At 52.3% G+C, this 14,612-nt stretch carries 15 protein-coding genes; 13 read left to right on the forward strand and 2 right to left on the reverse strand.

Features of this window, described 5'->3' with window-relative positions:
- Positions 1-38 precede the first annotated feature (38 nt).
- The 8 genes from C7433_RS10015 (at position 39) to C7433_RS23850 (ending at position 6,125) form a co-directional block, all read left to right on the forward strand.
- A complete protein-coding gene (locus C7433_RS10015) occupies positions 39-329 on the forward strand; it encodes a hypothetical protein (RefSeq protein ID WP_133745437.1) in 291 nt (96 codons plus the stop codon).
- Positions 330-552: 223 nt separating this feature from the next.
- Positions 553-1,980, forward strand: coding sequence for a HAMP domain-containing sensor histidine kinase (locus C7433_RS10020; protein ID WP_110268114.1), 1,428 nt, complete (start codon positions 553-555; stop codon positions 1,978-1,980).
- 3 nt (positions 1,981-1,983) lie between these two features.
- Complete coding sequence (qseG, locus tag C7433_RS10025; RefSeq protein WP_033740913.1) at positions 1,984-2,655, forward strand: two-component system QseEF-associated lipoprotein QseG; 672 nt, start codon at positions 1,984-1,986, stop codon at positions 2,653-2,655.
- Positions 2,655-3,989 (forward strand): two-component system response regulator GlrR, encoded by a 1,335-nt coding sequence (gene glrR, locus C7433_RS10030; RefSeq protein WP_006120648.1) that lies wholly within the window; start codon positions 2,655-2,657, stop codon positions 3,987-3,989. The genes qseG and glrR overlap by 1 nt, the downstream gene beginning before the upstream one ends.
- 90 nt (positions 3,990-4,079) lie before the next feature.
- Complete coding sequence (gene glnB / locus C7433_RS10035; RefSeq protein ID WP_003848647.1) at positions 4,080-4,418, forward strand: nitrogen regulatory protein P-II; 339 nt, start codon at positions 4,080-4,082, stop codon at positions 4,416-4,418.
- 329 nt (positions 4,419-4,747) lie between these two features.
- Entirely contained in the window at positions 4,748-5,227 is a 480-nt protein-coding gene (locus C7433_RS10040) for an Hcp family type VI secretion system effector (RefSeq protein WP_039340007.1), read from the forward strand.
- 35 nt (positions 5,228-5,262) lie between these two features.
- Positions 5,263-5,625 (forward strand): tlde1 domain-containing protein, encoded by a 363-nt coding sequence (locus tag C7433_RS10045; protein ID WP_110268115.1) that lies wholly within the window; start codon positions 5,263-5,265, stop codon positions 5,623-5,625.
- Positions 5,622-6,125: a hypothetical protein gene (locus C7433_RS23850; protein ID WP_233255773.1), complete on the forward strand. Its 504-nt coding sequence runs from the start codon at positions 5,622-5,624 to the stop codon at positions 6,123-6,125. The genes C7433_RS10045 and C7433_RS23850 overlap by 4 nt, the downstream gene beginning before the upstream one ends.
- A 232-nt stretch (positions 6,126-6,357) precedes the next feature.
- Here the strand turns inward: C7433_RS23850 and hmpA are convergent, their stop codons facing one another.
- Positions 6,358-7,542 carry an NO-inducible flavohemoprotein gene (hmpA, locus tag C7433_RS10055; RefSeq protein ID WP_110268116.1) on the reverse strand — a complete coding sequence of 395 codons (1,185 nt, stop codon included), beginning with the start codon at positions 7,540-7,542 and terminating at the stop codon, positions 6,358-6,360.
- Positions 7,543-7,866: 324 nt separating this feature from the next.
- Here hmpA and glyA point away from each other — a divergent pair, with 324 nt between their 5' ends.
- Both glyA and C7433_RS10065 read left to right on the forward strand, forming a co-directional pair.
- Entirely contained in the window at positions 7,867-9,120 is a 1,254-nt protein-coding gene (glyA, locus tag C7433_RS10060; protein ID WP_033740908.1) for a serine hydroxymethyltransferase, read from the forward strand.
- A 127-nt stretch (positions 9,121-9,247) separates the two neighbouring features.
- A complete protein-coding gene (locus C7433_RS10065) occupies positions 9,248-10,396 on the forward strand; it encodes a 3-phenylpropionate MFS transporter (protein ID WP_110268117.1) in 1,149 nt (382 codons plus the stop codon).
- On the opposite strand, the gene csiE is transcribed toward C7433_RS10065, so the two are convergent.
- Entirely contained in the window at positions 10,378-11,646 is a 1,269-nt protein-coding gene (gene csiE / locus C7433_RS10070) for a stationary phase inducible protein CsiE (RefSeq protein ID WP_033740907.1), read from the reverse strand. The two genes, C7433_RS10065 and csiE, sit on opposite strands and share 19 nt — an antisense overlap.
- Positions 11,647-11,801: 155 nt before the next feature.
- Between csiE and C7433_RS10075 the strand changes: the two genes are divergently transcribed.
- From C7433_RS10075 to C7433_RS10085, 3 genes are all read left to right on the forward strand, one after another.
- Complete coding sequence (locus tag C7433_RS10075) at positions 11,802-12,428, forward strand: DUF1007 family protein (RefSeq protein WP_110268118.1); 627 nt, start codon at positions 11,802-11,804, stop codon at positions 12,426-12,428.
- Positions 12,419-13,399: a nickel/cobalt transporter gene (locus C7433_RS10080; RefSeq protein ID WP_039340000.1), complete on the forward strand. Its 981-nt coding sequence runs from the start codon at positions 12,419-12,421 to the stop codon at positions 13,397-13,399. Before C7433_RS10075 ends, C7433_RS10080 begins: the two co-directional genes overlap by 10 nt.
- A gap of 190 nt (positions 13,400-13,589) precedes the next feature.
- Positions 13,590-14,603 carry a TIGR04086 family membrane protein gene (locus C7433_RS10085; RefSeq protein ID WP_033740904.1) on the forward strand — a complete coding sequence of 338 codons (1,014 nt, stop codon included), beginning with the start codon at positions 13,590-13,592 and terminating at the stop codon, positions 14,601-14,603.
- The last annotated feature ends 9 nt before the right edge of the window (positions 14,604-14,612 follow it).

The following is a 14,612-nucleotide window of genomic DNA, read 5'->3' on the forward strand; positions in this document are numbered from 1 at the left end:
GGGGAGGCCAGGTGCCTCCCTTTTTTTATGGGCACGAGATGTTGGCAAAAGGAGACAGCCGTCACCTTTTGATGTCGCTGATTGGTGACATCTATCTCTATGATTTTATTATACGGCAGAGGTACGATGAAAATGTGTTGGCATTTGGCGACACATTTGCCAGACCGGATGGTCTGAACGGGCCGCTTTCACTGCTCGCTTACCTGCAAGAGCCTGAACAGAAAGGGGCTTTTATTGTTGGCATGATCTTTGCTATAATTATCGCGCTGCTCATTCACTTGTTTATGAATGCCACCGCGCTGCGGTCAGAGCTCATAAAGCCCGAATGACGCACCAAACGGAGCCTGCCGTCCACCACACCGATAATCGTATGCATTGCATCGTTATCAAGCATCGGACGTAACGTTGAGTTAGGCTCCACCCATTCTCACGCGTGGCTAAGGCGGCGCGTCTGCGGCAGGCCAGATGGTCTGCCGTTTTCTTTTCTGCCTCTTCCTTCTCCGGGCCGACTCCGCTAGCATCCGGTAAGCGTATCTTTATGGAAGCCGTCGCGTGAAAAAATGGCGTTTTTTCCCCCAATCTCTGCGTCAGCTGGTGCTGATGGCCTTTTTGCTGGTGCTCCTGCCCTTACTGGTACTGGCCTGGCAGGCATGGGAAAGCCTCTCCGCACTCAGCAATCAGGCGGCGGACACTAACCGCAACACCTTTACCGATGTCCGGCGCAGCGAAGCCATGGCACGAACCGCCATTGAGCTGGAGCGCAGCTATCGTCAGTATTGCGTACTGGGTGATGCCTCGCTGGCGAAGCTGTATCAGACGCAGCGGATTCGTTACAGCCAGATGCTCAGTTCCCATGCTGATAATCTGCCCGATTTACCGGCTTTTAAGACGCTACGGGACACGCTGCCGCTGTTGGAAACCCTGCAGTGCCAGAACGGTAATCCGATGGGCAGTGCTGCGCAGGCGCTTGACCGTTTTTCCGCAACCAACGCACAACTGGTGCACGACACGCGGGAGGTGGTATTCGCCCGCGGCTTACAGCTTCAGCGCGAAATCGCCGATCGCGGTCAGTTCTTTGGCTGGCAGGCGCTGATTCTGTTCATTATCAGCCTGACACTCACGCTGCTGTTTACCCGCATGATCATCGGTCCGGTCAAAAGTGTCGAACGGATGATTAACCGCCTTGGCGAAGGGCGGGAACTGGGCAGCAGCATGGTGTTTCGGGGGCCACGGGAATTGCGTTCGCTGGGGCAACGTATTGTCTGGCTGAGCGAGCGGCTGCACTGGCTTGAATCTCAGCGACACGAATTTTTACGCCACCTTTCACACGAACTGAAAACCCCGCTGGCCAGTTTGCGTGAAGGCACGGCGCTTCTGGCGGATGAAGTCGCGGGCGTGCTAAATCCGGAGCAGAAAGAAATCGTCTCCATACTCGATACCAGCAGCCGTCATTTGCAGCACCTGATTGAACAATTGCTCGACTACAACCGCAGGCTCGCTGATGGCCCGATCACGCTTGAGGCGATCAAACTGGACGATATCGTGCATGACGTTGTGAATGCCCACGCCCTTTCGGCGCGTAACAAACAGATGCACGTTGAGATCGATCTGAAGGCCACAGATTGCCTGGCTGAGCCTATGCTATTAATGAGCGTGATTGATAACCTCTACTCTAACGCCGTGAACTATGGCAATGAATCCGGTAACATCTGGCTTCGTAGCCAGCAGCAGGGCGATACAGTCATCATTGAGGTCGCTAACAGCGGTACGCCCATTCCCGATCATGAGCAGGCAATGATCTTTGAGCCCTTTTTTCAGGGCAGCCATCAGCGCAAAGGGCCGGTTAAAGGCAGTGGACTGGGGTTAAGTATCGCAAAGGATTGTCTGCGCCGTATGCACGGCAACCTGCAACTGGTCAGCCGCGATGACGCGGATGTTTGTTTTCGCATTGAACTGAATACCACCGCCGGGAAAGTCTGAAGTATGAAATTTTTTGCCGCGATTCTTATAAGCGCACTGAGCACCCTGATGCTCAGCGGCTGTGCCTCCTCACCGGCGACCTCGGCATCCCAGCCCGCACCAAACTCTGTCGCGGTGCCTGAAACGCGCCTGGTGGATTATCTGACAACCCGCTGTAGCGATATCTGGCATATTGAAAATACTGCCGCGCTTGCCAATCCCCTTTACTGGATGCGCAGTATTGACTGCGCCGAACGACTTTCGCCCGCGGAAGCCCGCGCCGAGGCGCACCGCTGGCCAGTAGACAGCTGGTCGCGAGCCTTTAAACAGGGCGTACTCATGGCAAATGGCAACGTAACGCCACTGGAACGGCGCGACTATATCACCGAGCTGGACAGCTACAGTGAGCAGTTCCCGCAAAACCTGCGGGCACTCATCCAGCTCTGGCGCAGTAACCAGGCGGCACAGCTGGATTTAAGTGCGCTACGTTCGCGGTACGTCCATCTGCAGCAGAGCAGCGATGCGCAGACGGATGCGCTGCGTCAGCAGCAGATAAAATTACGGCAGCAGTTAAGCGATACGCAAAGCAAGCTGGAGCGGTTAACCGATATCGAACGCCAGCTTTCGTCGCGCAAAACCTCAGAGATGCCAGAAGGCAGTCATGGAACGGCGTTGCCACAAGAGGAAGAGCAGTAATGATAAAACATGCGGCACATCTGCTGCTGGTGGATGATGATCCCAGCCTGCTGAAACTGTTAGGGATGCGGCTGAGCAGCGAAGGCTATCAGGTGACCACCGCAGCCAGTGGGCCTGACGCGCTTCGGCTGTTGCAGAAAGAGAAAATCGATCTGGTGATAAGCGATTTGCGCATGGATGAGATGGACGGCCTGGCGCTTTTTGGCGAAATCCAGAAACGGCATATGGGCTTGCCGGTCATCATTTTAACCGCACACGGTTCGATTCCAGAGGCCGTCGCGGCAACCCAGCAGGGCGTATTTAGCTTTTTAACCAAACCGGTCGATCGCGATGCGCTTTATAAGGCAATCGATGAAGCGCTCGCGCAGCGCGTCCCGGTCAGCGACGACCGCTGGCGGGAAGCCATCGTAACACGCAATCCTCAGATGCTGCGCTTACTTGAACAGGCGCACATGGTTGCTCAGTCGGATGTCAGCGTGCTGATCAACGGGCAAAGCGGGACGGGTAAAGAGGTGCTGGCGCAGGCTATCCATGCGGCCAGTCCGCGCGCCGACAAGCCGTTCATCGCGATCAACTGTGGTGCCTTGCCCGAGCAGTTGCTGGAATCGGAGTTATTTGGTCACGCGAAAGGTGCCTTTACCGGTGCGGTCAGCGCGCGCGACGGCCTGTTTAAAGCGGCCGAAGGCGGGACGCTGTTTCTGGACGAAATTGGCGATATGCCGCCCGCGCTGCAGGTTAAACTGCTGCGGGTCATACAGGAGCGTAAAGTCCGGCCGCTTGGCAGCAACAACGATATTGATATCAATGTGCGGATTATCTCCGCCACGCACCGGGATTTACCGAAAGCGATGGAGAAAAACGAATTCCGTGAAGATCTCTTTTATCGCCTGAACGTTGTTAACCTGAAAATACCGGCGCTGCATCAACGTACCGAGGATATTCCGCTGCTGGCTAATCATCTGCTGCGCCAGGCCGCAGACCGTCACAAACCGCAGGTGCGCAGTTTTTCGGTGGATGCGATGAAGCGCCTGATCTCCGCCAGCTGGCCCGGTAACGTGCGTCAGTTAGTGAATGTGATCGAACAGTGCGTGGCGCTCAGTTCCTCGCCGGTGATCAGCGATGCGCTGGTAGAGCAGGCACTGAGCGGCGAAAACAGCGCATTACCAACCTTTGTCGAGGCGCGTAATCAGTTTGAACTCAATTACCTGCGCAAGCTGTTGCAGATGACCAAAGGAAATGTGACCAACGCGGCGCGTCTGGCTGGACGTAACCGTACTGAATTCTATAAGCTGCTGTCACGTCACGAACTGGACGCCAGTGACTTTAAAGAGTAATTTTCTGCCGCACCAGCCTGCAGCATGGCCAGCGACATTTATACTTAAAAAATCCCTCTGACCACGGAGGGCGCGAGGAAAGGGTCTGACATGAAAAAGATCGATGCAATAATTAAACCATTCAAACTTGATGATGTGCGCGAAGCGCTTGCTGAAGTCGGCATCACCGGGATGACCGTAAGCGAAGTGAAAGGCTTTGGCCGCCAGAAAGGGCACACGGAACTCTACCGTGGGGCAGAGTATATGGTGGACTTTCTGCCGAAGGTGAAAATTGAAATGGTGGTTGGCGATGATATCGTGGACACCTGCGTCGAAACCATCATGCGCACCGCGCAAACCGGCAAAATTGGCGACGGCAAAATCTTTGTTTTCGATGTCGCTCGCGTGGTGCGTATCCGTACCGGTGAAGAAGACGAGGAAGCGATTTAATCCTTTTCAGAAGCGAAGCTTGCTTCTGAACTGCGCCTGCGATGCGGGACAACGTTTATCGCTGGTCAGTGTGCCCCTGCCTGATTTCAGGAAGGGGCAATAATCAGTCATTTCCAGCACGTTATCATCTGGGCAACATTAACTTCAAATTGCATAACTCACTTATTCATTTTTCAAGTATATTTATTTTTTTAATAACAACCAGATATTAATTCTATTTTATGGCTTTCTAATTTTTGTTTTTTCATTCATATATTGGTCTGAATCAAGAAAGTATTCCTTTTTTCATTTAGCATGGATTTTTTAGGCTATGTGAATGGTGACTTTATATGGCGATTCCTGCTTATCTTTGGTTGAAAGATGATGGTGGTGCGGATATTAAAGGTTCAGTTGATATCCAGAATAGAGAGGGGAGTATTGAAGTACTCAGTTTCATGCACGGATTGAGCATACCAACAGATCCCCACACCGGCAAACTTATCGGCACCCGTATTCATAGCGAATTAGAATTCGAAAAAGAGTTTGATTCGTCTAGTCCTTATCTCTATAAAGCCGTTTCCTCCGGTCAGACACTTAAATCAGCGGAGATTAAGTGGTATCGCATTAATCACGCTGGTCAGGAGGAAGAATACTTCAATATGTTAATGGAAGGGGTTAAGGTTGTATCTGTTAACCCTCTTATGCATAACATAAAATCTATTGAAAATTTGAATCACCTCGAATCTGTAACTTTGAGATATGAGAGAATTACCTGGAAGTATTGCGATGGTAATATTCAACACTCAGACTCATGGAAGGAGCGCACTTAGCTTCAGCACAAAAGTAGTTAGCGGAAGGGATCGAGATGACCTGGGTTTATGATGTAAGGAAAAGATCGTTTACACAAAACGGTGAATATAAGTTTAGTGCTCTTTATGCGGGTGCTGAAGGCTATAAAGATGATCCTGATTTAGAATGTGAGATAAATAAAGGTCCTTTACCTAGAGGTAAGTACAAGATAGGAAATCCTATAACAAAACATCCTACTGCAGGTCGATTCGTTCTTCGCTTGACACCTTACCTTAGTAATAAAATGTGTGGACGTGCAGGTTTTCTTATACATGGGGACAACGGGCGGGGGACAGCATCAAATGGATGTATTGTTGCCTCCTTAGATATCAGGAGGACAATAGCAGATAGTGGTGATAAAGAGTTGATTGTGAAATGAAATGGATCATTATTACTACGCTTATTTTTCTTCTCGCTTCATGTTCATTAGAGCACAATGCTTCGAGCAAAAATGCGCTTTTCACTAAAGTATTAACAGCCTCTAAAAATGATGATAGTAAGGGCTTATCAGACAGCGATTACGACAAAATAGGGGAGCTTATAGCCCAGGGTGAAACCCGCTGGATAAGACTTTATCCCGTGTTAAGCAAATCGCCATTCTTAGGGATGACCTCTTTTCAGGAAAGTTTAAATATTGTCATGGCCTATGCTTTACCTGAGAATCCCAACGAGGTGTTAAAATTTGTTGATGAGGAAAATATTGATCACATATGTGCAGCGCCTTTTATCGAACCGGGCCGTGATGAACTGCGTGACTATTTTGACGAAACATTCCCGACATTACATAAAGCTTTGCCAGAAGGATACTGGAAACAATCCTGTTTGCTGAAACTAAGAAAGGCCCTCGCTGATACATTGCCATCAATAAAAGAAAGTTAAACCCTGCTATTTCTTCCCATGCGTTAACAATTACCCGGCTCAATAGTGGTAAGTAAAACGCTGCCATGCGTGCGAAAGCGCCTGGATAGGCGGTAATCTGTTCCGCTATGAAAATATGTCCGACTCCGACTCCGACGCGTCGCTCTTCACGCATGAACACAGTAATACGCACGAAACGGCTCCTTACTTTCAGCGTATAACAGATGCCAGAAGGGCCGTTCATAGCCGCAAATTACATTACCTTATGCGGACCAAACACCTCATAGTGAATCCTGTCCGCCGTCACGCCGACCGCCAGCAGCTGCTGAACGACGAACTGCATAAAGCCCAGCGGCCCACAAAGATAGAAGTGGGTATTCACCTCCTGCAGACGTGGTGAAACGCTCGCCAGATCCATAAGGCCTTGCGCATCATAACGACCTGCATCGCCCTGATTTGGCTCGCGATACCAGATATGTTGGGCAAAATCAGGCAACAGGTCACCGGCCGCGCGCACTTCATCTGCAAAGGCATGCTGCTGGCCGTTTTCAGCGGCATGTAACCAGTTGACCGCTGCCGGGTGCTGCCGGGCAGCCAGCGCATGCAGCATGGCCAGCATAGGCGTTTGCCCTACGCCCGCTGAAATCAACGTGACCGGCGTCGTCGGACTTGCCTGGAGAAAAAAATCCCCGTGTGGAGGCGTCAGCTGAATCTCATCGCCTGCTTTGGCCTGTTGATGCAGCCAGCCTGAGACTCTTCCCCCGGCTTCCTGTTTTACCGCAATTCGGTAAGTCTGCGCATTGCTGACGGTGGTGAGTGAGTACTGACGAATTTGCTGATAACGGAAGCCCGCTGGCTGCAGATGCAGTGACACATACTGCCCCGGCCTGAAGGACGCAATGGGTTTACCATCAACAGGAGCGAGGGTAACGCTTTTGATCACGTCACTTTGTTGCTCAATCGCGCTGATGAAGAAGGCTCTCGTGCCGCGCCAGCCGCCTTGCTGGTGTGCCGATGCCTGATAAAGGGCTTCTTCACGCTGGATAAAGATATCGGCCAGCACTGTGTAGGCGCGTCTCCAGGCGGCGAGCACCGCTTCGCCAGGATTCAGCATGGCGTCGATAGAGGCGAGTAAATACTCACCCACAATTTTATATTGCTCAGGCTGGATAGTCAGGCTGGCGTGCTTTTGGGCAATTTTTTCGACGGCTGGCCGTAGCGCCGTCAGATTGTCCAGATTGGCCCCGTAGGCGCAAATCGCATTAAACAGCGCTTCACGCTGTGCGCCATTGCGCTGGTTGGCCCTGTTAAAGACATGCTTTAACTCTGGATGATGAGAGAGCATCTGACTGTAAAAATGGGCCGTCAGATCGGGGCCGCATGCGGCAATCGCGGGAAGGGTGGATTTCACAATGTGAATCGTCTTGGCATCAAGCATGGGAATACCTCACTTAAAGTTGTATTTTAAATGCATCTTATGGCCGGGCGTTTTGTTCTGTAAATAGCGTTGTGGTTTACAGGAAGACTGAGCAGCAAATTTTCAGACGGAGAAATGGAAAATTTCCGTTACAGGGTGCGGGGAAAAACAGCGGGAAACCGCTTGCAAAGCGAGCCAAAAACACATCGCCAATGCGAAGCCAAACGTTTGCGTAAAAAGAGGGGATTGGCCCTACCGTCCCCTGGTAAAAGGGTTTACACTGTCTGCCTTCGCCCTTTGGGGGCGTAATTTGCCGATTTAAAGATAGCCAGTCAGGAGATGCGGATGTTAAAGCGTGAAATGAACATTGCCGATTATGATGCCGAGTTGTGGCAGGCGATGGAGCAAGAGAAAGTGCGTCAGGAAGAGCACATTGAACTGATTGCTTCTGAAAACTACACCAGCCCGCGTGTAATGCAGGCGCAAGGTTCACAGCTCACCAACAAATATGCTGAAGGCTATCCTGGCAAACGTTATTACGGCGGCTGCGAGTATGTAGATATTGTTGAGCAGCTGGCTATCGATCGTGCGAAAGCGCTGTTTGGTGCAGATTATGCCAACGTACAGCCGCACTCAGGTTCACAGGCTAACTTTGCTGTGTTTACCGCCCTGCTGCAGCCAGGCGATACCATTCTGGGTATGAACCTCGCGCACGGTGGTCATCTGACGCACGGTTCGCCTGTTAACCTGTCGGGCAAACTCTACAATGTCGTGCCTTACGGTATCGATGAAACCGGTAAAATTGACTACAACGAACTGGCTGAGCTGGCAAAAACGCACCAGCCTAAGATGATCATTGGCGGTTTCTCTGCGTATTCGGGTATTTGCGACTGGGCCAAAATGCGCGAAATCGCAGACAGCGTTGGTGCCTGGTTGTTTGTGGATATGGCGCACGTTGCGGGTCTGATTGCGGCTGACGTTTACCCGAACCCTTTACCGCACGCGCACGTTGTGACTTCTACAACCCACAAAACGCTGGCCGGTCCGCGTGGCGGCATCATTCTGGCGAAAGGTGGCGACGAAGAACTGTACAAAAAGCTTAACTCTGCGGTTTTCCCTGGCGGCCAGGGCGGCCCGCTGATGCACGTCATTGCGGGTAAAGCCGTGGCGTTCAAAGAAGCGATGGAACCCGAGTTCAAAACCTACCAGCAGCAGGTGGCAAAAAACGCGAAAGCGATGGTCGAGGTCTTACTGGAACGCGGTTATAACATCGTGTCAGGCGGCACTTACAACCACCTGTTCCTGATTGATCTGGTGAGCAAAAACCTGACCGGTAAAGAAGCGGATGCGGCACTGGGCCGTGCCAATATCACCGTGAACAAAAACAGCGTGCCGAACGATCCGAAAAGCCCGTTTGTCACCTCCGGTGTACGTATCGGTACCCCAGCGGTCACGCGTCGTGGCTTTAAAGAAGCGGACGTGCGTGAACTGGCCGGCTGGATTGCTGACGTGCTGGACGATGTGAACGACGAAGCCACGATTGAACGCACGAAGCAAAAAGTGCTGGATATCTGTGCGCGCTTACCGGTTTACGCCTGATCCCGTCAGGTGAGTCAACGGTTGAAAAAGGATGGCCCCGGCCATCCTTTTTTATTGCCCGTCTCACGTGGCTCTGACAAAGTATCGACCTCTTAACACGACCGGTCACACTATTGCTGGAGGGAACATGGCAATCGGCTCCGCCAGATGGCTTGGATTAAGCTATTTCACCTACTTTTTTTGTTACGGTATTTACCTGCCTTTCTGGGGCGTCTGGCTAAAAGGCGTGGGACTGAACCCCGAACAAATTGGTCTGCTGCTTGGCTGCGGCATGGTGGCGCGTTTTGTAGGCAGTTTGTTCATCGCCTCGCAGGTTAAACATCCTTCTCAACTGATTACGGCGTTGCGGCTGCTGGCGCTGCTGACCTGTCTTTTTGCCGTGGGATACTGGACTGGACAACAGTGGTTGTGGCTGCTGTTAGTGATGACCGGCTTTAATCTGTTTTTCTCCCCGCTGGTGCCTTTAAGTGATGCGCTGGCGGCGACCTGGACGCAACAAATTGGTCTGGCCTACGGGCCGGTGCGCCTCTGGGGTTCTCTGGCCTTCGTCATCAGTTCGTCGTTGACCGGTATGCTGGTGACGGCTTTTTCATCCCAGGCGATTTTAATGCTGCTGTCAGCGGGCGTCATAAGTATGCTGGCGGGCATGTTGCTGACGCCGCAAACACACCCTCAGGGCAGCGAACGCAAGAGCAACGTCAGCGGTGGCTGGCAGGCCTGGCGCGATCTGATACGGGAAAACGCGGTCTGGCGTTTCATGGTGTGCGTCACCCTGCTGCAGGGAGCGCATGCGGCCTATTACGGCTTCAGCGCGATCTGGTGGCAGGAAAGTGGCTATTCCGCCTCGTGCATTGGTTATCTGTGGTCGCTTGGCGTGGTGGCAGAAATTGTGATCTTTGCGCTGAGTCACCGTCTGTTTCACCGCTGGCAGGCGCGCGATTTACTGCTGCTGTCCGGCGTTTGCGCGTTAATTCGCTGGAGCCTGCTGGGGGCCAGCACGGCACTGCCGGTGTTGATTGTGGCGCAAATTCTCCACTGCGGTACGTTTACGGTCTGCCACCTTGCAGCCATGCGTTTCATTGCTTCACGGCAGGGTGCGGAGGTGATTCGGTTGCAGTCGCTCTATTCGGCGCTGGCGATGGGCGGCGGTATCGCCGTGATGACGATGATTTGTGGCGTGCTGTTTACCCATCTTCATGGACAGCTGTTTTGGGTGATGGCGCTGGTGGCGCTGCCTGCGCTGTTTCTGCGCCCGCGTCAGGACTCCAGCAAATAGCGAATGCGTTGCTGATGATATTCGGTCAACGGCAATTCTGCATGGATCAGCGGGGGCGAAAACAGCGGCAGGGAGGTGACGTAAGGCGAGATGATCAAATCAACTTCGCGCGGCGCGCCGTCGCGCTGAAAGTCATCCACATGCTGATAGGTGATATTAACGGGTAATAAGGTGATTTCCCGGATCTGCTGCTCAACGTCCTGTTCCAGCGCCGGATCGTCACCGGTCAGGAGCAGCACCTGTTTTTCCTGAAGGGCGCTGCTCTGCATCAGCCATGCACCAAAAATAATGGTTATCAGACTGACTTCTTCCGGTTTAAAACAAATCGCGTATTCCTGCTCAAACGCCACCAGCGCCTGCTGAGTGGTTCGCAGCAGGCGCGGATAAAGCCTGGTTACGTCTTGTGCCACACTGTCATCAATGCCAATAGTAAAGTAAGTGCGATCCAGCGCCTGCGCCAGGTGCGTATACAGTTGCTGCTGGAGTTCGGCACGTTCAGGAAAAGGGGTGCCTGACGAAGCCTCGAAGTCATCGATCAGCTGATGCGTGGCGCGCATGAGCCGCTGTTCACTGGCGTGACGGATGCCGTCCGGATGCGGCGCGTGGATGAGGCTGAACAGTAATGTCCAGAAGTCGGTTTCACTCGCATCCGGTGCGAGATGGCACCGTTTTTTCCAGTGACGAATGACATCAGTGGCCGCGCGGCGCTCCGCCTTCATCGCCAGCCAGGCCTGCTGTTGTGCAGTAAAGAGGGCAGGCTGGCGCTGGCACAGGCCGTATTTCATAAATATTTGTAAAAAGAGTTGATCGCGTGTACTGAAAGGGCGATCAAGGCACAGGCTGCAGTGCTGGATGAGTGCCTGTAGATTGGTTTCATCGTAGAGCGCCTTCTCAATTTTCATTTGCTTAAGGCGCTGGCGAAGCGGTGTCGCAAAATGCTCACAGACAAACGTCTGCGACAGACGCAAACTGCGCCGCAGGTTATGTATAAGACAAATTCGTCTGTCCAGCTCTGTACCATGAATGCGCAAGCTGCCATCCACCATTTGGTGAAGTTCCAGTTGATGATAGCGCTGTATCTCATCACCCACGGCGGCAATATCTTGCCTGGCGGTGGCAGCATCCACGCCGTTAAGCAGGCTTAACCGGGTGAGCGTCAGCACGGGAGTGGGCAGAAACAGCAATAACAACAGGTGGCAGCGGCGCTGAGAAACGGTGAAGAGTGGTGCTGAAGATGTAGCAGAACTCATCAATCAATATTCCCGCTGGCTATTTTTAGCTAAGAATAGTCAACTGCCCTGACCGGTGAATGGTTTACCCGGTTTTTTGTTCAGAGGTTTAAGGCGGGTCACAAAATTTTGTTACTTATGAAACCTTTTTATCAGGAACGTTACTTTATAACATTATGAAACGCATGTTTTTCGCACTGCTAACCCTGATAAGTTCGTCAGCACTGGCACATCCTCACAGCTTTATTGATATGAAAACGGAACTGGTTGCTGACGGCGATCGGTTTACGGGCCTGAAAATGATCTGGACCATGGATGAAATTACCTCCGCCGATCTTCTTTACGACGCGAGCGATGCGAAACCGGGCACCGTGGTCTGGAAAAAACTGGCAGCCGGCGTGATGGCGAATGTGCTGGGACAACATTATTTTTCTGAAATCTGGCATAACAAGCAGCGGGTGAAGTTCTTGAATCTACCAAAAGAATACAATCTGTCACGCAGTGGCAACAAAGCGGTGCTGGAGTTTGTGTTGCCGCTGGCCGAGCCACCCACATTAACCGGTCAGCGCTTTGAGATTCTCACCTTCGATCCCACGTATTTCGTCGACATGTTCTATGACAAGCCTGACGCCTTAACCGTGCCGCCAGCGTTGCAGTCACGCTGCGCCTTCATCTTGCATACGCCAAAGCCGAATGACTCGTTGAAGCAGTATGCCTTATCGCTCGACAAGGCCGATGCGCCACCCGAAGAGATGGATCTGGGCAGGCAGTTCGCGCAAACGGTGATTCTGACATGTCACTGACGACCATAGCGCGGCCCAAAAAACGGCTGTGGCCACTGGCAGTATTCATGGTCGGGCTGGTGACGGCGGTCAGCGCGATCTGGCTGTACTGGCCGCAAATTCTGCTGCAAAGTGTGCTTTGGCAAAAAATTCTCAACCGCGAGATGACGCAGCTCCTGCAACAGGTCGCCGAACATCCGCACCGGGCTGGCCTGTCATTACTGGCGTTTAGTCTGGTGTACGGCATCCTGCATGCGTTAGGACCTGGGCACGGTAAGGTTGTTATCACCACTTTCCTGGCCACTCATCCGGCAAAACTGAAAACCAGCATGAAGCTGACGCTGCTGGCATCGCTGTTACAGGGTTCAGTCGCGATTGTTCTGGTAACCCTGATGCTGGTGGTATTGCACACCTCATCACGCCAGTTGCATCTGAGCAGTTTCTGGCTGGAGAAGGGCAGTTATCTTCTGGTGATTGCCCTGGGAATCTGGACAGGTTATCGGGCGGTCAACTCTCTGTGGCGACTGTTCCGACCGAAACCGGCGATGAACATTCGTGCTCTGCATCCACACCATCATCATGATGATCAGTGCGGCTGCGGTCATGCTCATCTGCCCAGTGCACAGCAGGTAGCCGGTGCCGTTAACGTGAAAACCCAGTTACTGGTGGTTCTGTCGATGGGGCTGCGGCCCTGTTCAGGAGCCATTATGATGCTGCTGTTTGCTAAGGTGATTGGCGTTTACCTCTGGGGCGTCCTCTCGGCGGCGGTGATGGCGATGGGAACGGCCCTGACCATTTCGGCGATTGGTCTGCTGGTGCAGCGATCGCGTTCGCTGGCGCAACGGCTGAGTGCAAACAGCCACATAAGCGATCGCGCACGCAGTCTGTTGCCTCTGTTGGCTTTGCTGGGAAGCGTCATGTTAATCGTTGCGGGCTGTGCGTTATGGCAATCTGCTCAGCCGGGGTTGGCGGGCGGCATCCGGCCTTTCTGATTTCTATAGCAGCGAAAAGCGTTTTTCGCTGCTCATTCTGCAATATATTCCTCACTATTTTTTATTTTTCTGCTGACTGTTTAGTGGTGAAATTTGTTTTCACTGTCTACGCTGTTAATAGTTAAATCACCTCCCAATAATGGGATGAATAAAAACGGAACGATTCCGTGCTTTGCGAGGAAAATATCTCATGGCTGATACCCGTATTAATAATGGCTACACCGATCCGCTGGTAACTGGAACAGCGGGTTTGCCCCTAAAACGTATTTCATGGAGTGCCGTTTTTGCCGGTGTTATTTGCGCACTGATAATTCACATATTATTAACTCTGCTGGGAACAGCTATCGGCGCGACGACTATTGATCCCCTGCAGGAAGGCAATCCGTTTAAACATCTGGGCACCGGTGCGCTGGTGTGGACGGCGATTGAAATGCTTCTCGCCATCGTCGCGGGCGCCTATGTTGCCGGACGTCTGGCACAGCGCGAAGGCGCGCTGCATGGGTTACTGATGTTTGGCATAAGCACGGTGATAACGATTTATTTAGCCATCAGTCTTGCCAGTAGCGTATTAGGCGGTGCGATGAACATTCTGGGCACGGGCTTCCAGGCTGTCGGTCAGGGTATTTCAGCCGCTGCGCCATCTGTTACCCAAATGGCAAAAGACAAGCTGCAGGAAAACAATATTAATTTAAATGACATGCAGCGTGAGCTGGAAACGACGCTGCGTCAAACAGGCAAGCCTGAATTACAACCTGAAAAACTGAAGCAGGATGCGAATAATGAAGCGCAGAATGCAGAGAACCAGGCAAATAACACCGCTAATCATCCGCAAACCGCAGACACGGATTTAGCTAACTGGTTTAAAGGCGTTATTGATCGTCATGCTGATACATTACAGGCAGCCGATCGTGAGGCGTTGAAAAATATTATTAAAGCGCGCACCGGCAAAAGCGATCAGGAAGCAGAGCAGATCGTTAATCAGGCAGAGCAGAGCTATCAGCAGGCTATGCAGAAATATCAGGAGCTGAAACAGCAGGCTGAGCAGAAAGCCCGTGAAGCCGGTGAGCAGGCGGCTAAAGCGACAGCGAAAGCCAGCTGGTACGCCTTCTTTATCCTGATTATTGAAGCAGTCCTGGCAGGCGTGATGGGCATGGTGGGACGTCGTACTCAGCCACGTCAGGTGTTGGCGAACGAACGTCGCTAACCGAAAGGC

Source organism: Pantoea sp. PNA 03-3 (genome assembly GCF_003201175.1).
Lineage (GTDB): Bacteria > Pseudomonadota > Gammaproteobacteria > Enterobacterales > Enterobacteriaceae > Pantoea > Pantoea stewartii.

What these genes read in the sequence shown, in the direction of transcription:
- C7433_RS10015 (WP_133745437.1), top strand. Translation starts at nt 39, where the DNA reads ATGTTGGCAAAAGGAGACAGCCGTCACCTTTTGATGTCGCTGATTGGT.
- qseG (WP_033740913.1), top strand. Translation starts at nt 1,984, where the DNA reads ATGAAATTTTTTGCCGCGATTCTTATAAGCGCACTGAGCACCCTGATG.
- glrR (WP_006120648.1), top strand. Translation starts at nt 2,655, where the DNA reads ATGATAAAACATGCGGCACATCTGCTGCTGGTGGATGATGATCCCAGC.
- glnB (WP_003848647.1), top strand. Translation starts at nt 4,080, where the DNA reads ATGAAAAAGATCGATGCAATAATTAAACCATTCAAACTTGATGATGTG.
- C7433_RS10040 (WP_039340007.1), top strand. Translation starts at nt 4,748, where the DNA reads ATGGCGATTCCTGCTTATCTTTGGTTGAAAGATGATGGTGGTGCGGAT.
- C7433_RS10045 (WP_110268115.1), top strand. Translation starts at nt 5,263, where the DNA reads ATGACCTGGGTTTATGATGTAAGGAAAAGATCGTTTACACAAAACGGT.
- C7433_RS23850 (WP_233255773.1), top strand. Translation starts at nt 5,622, where the DNA reads ATGAAATGGATCATTATTACTACGCTTATTTTTCTTCTCGCTTCATGT.
- hmpA (WP_110268116.1), bottom strand. Translation starts at nt 7,542, where the DNA reads ATGCTTGATGCCAAGACGATTCACATTGTGAAATCCACCCTTCCCGCG.
- glyA (WP_033740908.1), top strand. Translation starts at nt 7,867, where the DNA reads ATGTTAAAGCGTGAAATGAACATTGCCGATTATGATGCCGAGTTGTGG.
- C7433_RS10065 (WP_110268117.1), top strand. Translation starts at nt 9,248, where the DNA reads ATGGCAATCGGCTCCGCCAGATGGCTTGGATTAAGCTATTTCACCTAC.
- csiE (WP_033740907.1), bottom strand. Translation starts at nt 11,646, where the DNA reads ATGAGTTCTGCTACATCTTCAGCACCACTCTTCACCGTTTCTCAGCGC.
- C7433_RS10075 (WP_110268118.1), top strand. Translation starts at nt 11,802, where the DNA reads ATGAAACGCATGTTTTTCGCACTGCTAACCCTGATAAGTTCGTCAGCA.
- C7433_RS10080 (WP_039340000.1), top strand. Translation starts at nt 12,419, where the DNA reads ATGTCACTGACGACCATAGCGCGGCCCAAAAAACGGCTGTGGCCACTG.
- C7433_RS10085 (WP_033740904.1), top strand. Translation starts at nt 13,590, where the DNA reads ATGGCTGATACCCGTATTAATAATGGCTACACCGATCCGCTGGTAACT.